The sequence below is a fragment of the Streptomyces jeddahensis genome (assembly GCF_001642995.1).
Lineage (GTDB): Bacteria > Actinomycetota > Actinomycetes > Streptomycetales > Streptomycetaceae > Streptomyces > Streptomyces jeddahensis.
Map to the genome: position 1 here is coordinate 1 of NZ_LOHS01000169.1, position 3,344 is coordinate 3,344.

General features: G+C 72.6%; 2 protein-coding genes, 1 tRNA gene and 1 pseudogene. 1 reads left to right on the top strand and 3 read right to left on the bottom strand.

What is annotated here, in order from left to right:
* Window positions 1–811, bottom strand: an 811-nt coding sequence (locus STSP_RS33205; RefSeq protein ID WP_067284747.1) for a glycosyltransferase 87 family protein, incomplete at its 3' end; no start/stop codon positions are given.
* 112 nt (window positions 812–923) lie between these two features.
* Here STSP_RS33205 and STSP_RS33210 point away from each other — a divergent pair.
* Window positions 924–996 (top strand) — tRNA-Ala (locus tag STSP_RS33210).
* A gap of 169 nt (window positions 997–1,165) precedes the next feature.
* On the opposite strand, the gene STSP_RS33215 is transcribed toward STSP_RS33210, so the two are convergent.
* Entirely contained in the window at window positions 1,166–2,776 is a 1,611-nt protein-coding gene (locus STSP_RS33215) for an NADH-ubiquinone oxidoreductase-F iron-sulfur binding region domain-containing protein (RefSeq protein ID WP_067284748.1), read from the bottom strand.
* Window positions 2,773–3,344, bottom strand: a pseudogene (locus STSP_RS33220) (cytochrome b/b6 domain-containing protein); the annotation flags it as partial. The gene STSP_RS33215 and the pseudogene STSP_RS33220, both read right to left, overlap by 4 nt.

Below are 3,344 nucleotides of genomic sequence, written 5' to 3' on the forward strand. Positions count from 1 at the left end.
GCCACCAGCCGCCGGGATCCCCGGTGTGCAGAAGCCGGGCCAGCACGCCGCGCAGCGACTGATTGGCGGTGTCCTCGGTGCGCCCGACACGGCCCGTCTCGAAGACCATCCGCGTCCAGAAACGGTGCGAGTCGTACGGCAGGACGGCCGCCGCGAGCAGTGTCGCGCCGGCGAACGAGGCGGCCGCCACGCACGCGTGCCGCAACCAGGGCCGCCCCGCGCCGTGCCGTACCGCTGCCACGATGCCCGTCAGCAGCAGGAAGACGATGAAGAGCGCGGGTGTGAGTTTGATCGCAGCCGCGACGCCGATGCCCGCACCGGCCCAGCGGTGGTGCTCCCTCCGCGACAGGTCCCACAGCACCAGTACGGCCAGCAGCAGGTTGACCTGCCCATACCGCAGCGTCGTCCACACGGGCTCGCACCAGACGGCGAGCGCCGCGGTCCACCAGGCGACCGCCACGCGCGCGTGCCCGACGAGCCGCAGGGCGAGCCAGACGAATGTGACGAGAAGCCCGAGGTTTCCGGCCGTTGCCAGCATGCGCATGCTCGCCGTGTCCAAAAGCGTCAGCGTCGTGAACAACAGTGCCGCGAACGGCGGGTACGTCGTGGGCAGACGGGCGTCGGTGGCGCGCAGAGCGTAGAGGTCCTCGCCCGCACGGACCGCCTCGCCCTCCGCCCGGTAGACCATCAGATCGATCATCGAGACGTCGGCGATGCGCTGCGCGACGCAGAAGGCCGTGAAGGAGACCAGGCAGGCCCCGACGGCCACAGGCACACGCAGGCGGGTGCGGGGGAATGCGATCACGGTCACGAAGGCCGACAGTACCGGCCTTATCGGTACATCCCGGAAACGATTTGGTGATGCACCGGGATGACCGTGTAATGTTGGCGGAGCCGCCGGGGAACCGGACGGAACAATGCAAGGGGCTATAGCTCAGTTGGTAGAGCGCCTGCATGGCATGCAGGAGGTCAGGAGTTCAATTCTCCTTAGCTCCACGAGTGCGAGGGCGACCTTGTCCGCGGAAAGCGCGGACCGGGTCGCCTTCGTCGTTTCTGCGGGGCTGCGCCGCGCGTTGCGGGGGCAACTCGCGTGAGCGCCGGAAGAGATGAGAGGCGCGTCACCGAATCGGGTGACGCGCCTTTCGTTGCGGGCCTTTGACCGGCGTCAACCCCGTCCGCTGCCAAGCGCCCTGCGGCCGCCTCCCGGGGGCAGGACCGGCAGGTTCGAGCGCCTCGGAGCAGGCGGCTGCTCCTGCTCGATCCGCAGCGCGAGTGCGGGGCAGCGGCGCACGGCCCGCATGGCGCGTGCCGCCGAGTACTGCGGCACGGATGCCTCCGCGACGGACGGAAAGCCGTCAGGGCCCAGCTGGATGAGTTCCGGGACGATGTCCGCGCACAGGCCGTGGCCCTGGCACAGCGTCCAGTCGACGGCGAGCCGCTGCCCGGTCGGCGCGTCACCGGCTCCGCCTCCGGCACCTCCGCCCGCGGTGCCCGCCTCCTGGAGCGGCAGGACACCCGCGACGCGTCTGCCGCAGCCGCTGCCGAGGACATGTGCCGCGAGATCATCCGTGAACGCCGAAATGGTGGAGTCCAGGAAGGCGGCCGAGCCGTCGGGATGCTTGCACGCGCCGCGCCGCTTCACGGCCTGGGTGACCTGGCGCAGGGCCTCCAGCGCGGCCGGACCGCCGCCGTTGAGGATGTCGGCGAGCCCCCGGGCCGCCGCGGGCAGGCCGAGATAGCAGGGGCCGCACTGTCCGGCGCTCTCCGCGGCGAGCCAGTTCGCCACCCGCAGCGACTCGCCGAGCGGGCAGGTTTCGGGGCCGATCGGCAGGATGGCGCCCGCGCCGAGCGCACCCCCGAGAGCGTCCAGCGACGCACGTGAGACGACCGCGTCGTGCACGGCGGACCCGTCCAGCCACTTGCCGTGGTAGCCGCCGGTGAGCACGCCCTGGGGCACCGGCGGCGCACCGGCCAGCTGCAGTACGTATCGCAGTGGCACCCCGGTGGGCACCTCCACGACCATGGGGCGGGCGACAGCGCCGGAGATGGTCAGCATCACTGTGCCCGGCTCGTCGTGGAGGCCGGTGTGGCGGTAGCGGTCGGCGCCGATCCGTGCGGCGACCGCCAGCTGCGCGAACGTCTCGGCATTCGACAGCAGCGTGGGGGCGCCGCCGACGCCGCTGTCGGAGGCGCGCACCTTGCGCCCGGGAGGCAGCGGCGGGCCGCCGTCCGCCGAGCGGATCAGTGCCGACGACTCTCCGGTCACCATGCGCGCCGGATTGCGCTGCACGCGCGCGCGTAGCGGCGCTCCGCGCCGGTTGGTGAGGCCGCGCTCCGTGAGGGCGGCATGCATCGACGCCTCGGTGGAGTCGCGGGTCACACCGACGACCAGCGTGCGGGCCCCCAAGGCCTCGGCGACCAGCAGGGCGCCGTCCAGGATCAGGTGCGGGGCACGGTTGATCAGCACCGTGTCCTTGCGGCAGGCGGGCTCGTCCTCGCTGCCGTTGACGACTACCACCGGACGTATGCCTCGGCGGATCGCCGACTCGGCGACCGCTCGCAGCTTCTTGGCGAAGGGGAAGCCCGCTCCGCCGCGGCCCTTCAGGGAGATCTGCTCCGCGAGCGCGGCGAGCTGCTCGCCGGCCATCGGCTCGAGCGGGCCGTGCACCTTCAAGTGCATGGCGAGGTCCAGGCGTTCGACGAGGTCGAAGCCGGAGGTGAGCTGGGGGAGCCCGACGACACGGACCTCGGGCACGTCCGGCAGAGCGGCGTTCACTTCACGCCTCCGGTGGGCGCGTTCCAGGGCTCGCCTGGGCTGGGCGCCTGGAAGGTGCCGGGGAGGGGCTCGGTGGCGGGGCCGCTGTCGTACGCGGGATCGGCGGCAGCCGTGTACGGGGTGCCGTTGGCGGGGGTGTCGTACGTGGTGTCGTAGGCGCGGGCGGAGGGCCTTTCGTACGAGCCGTACTCGCCGTACGAGTCGTTGGTCCTCCCGTACGAGAGGTTCGAGCCGTACGAGGTGCCGGATCGGCCGTAGGAGCCGGACGGGCCGTAGGCGTCCGGCGAGCCGTAGGGCGACGGGGCAGCCTCGCCGGGCGGGGGCGGGGACGGCGTGGGCCAGCGGCCCGTGGTCGCCGTCGTTGCGGTGTCGTCGAGGCGCGGAAGGGTCTCGGTCGGCCGGCTGTCCAGGGGCAGGTCGTCGATGCGCTCGGTCGTGTCGTGCTGCAGACCGTCTCGCGCGCGCGGGATCGACGAGACCGCACGGTAGGCGGCCGAGATGCCGGCGCCCGCGCCGGGCCGGCGGGGGGGTGCCGAGGGGCGTGGCGGGGCTTCGTAGAGCGGTGGGG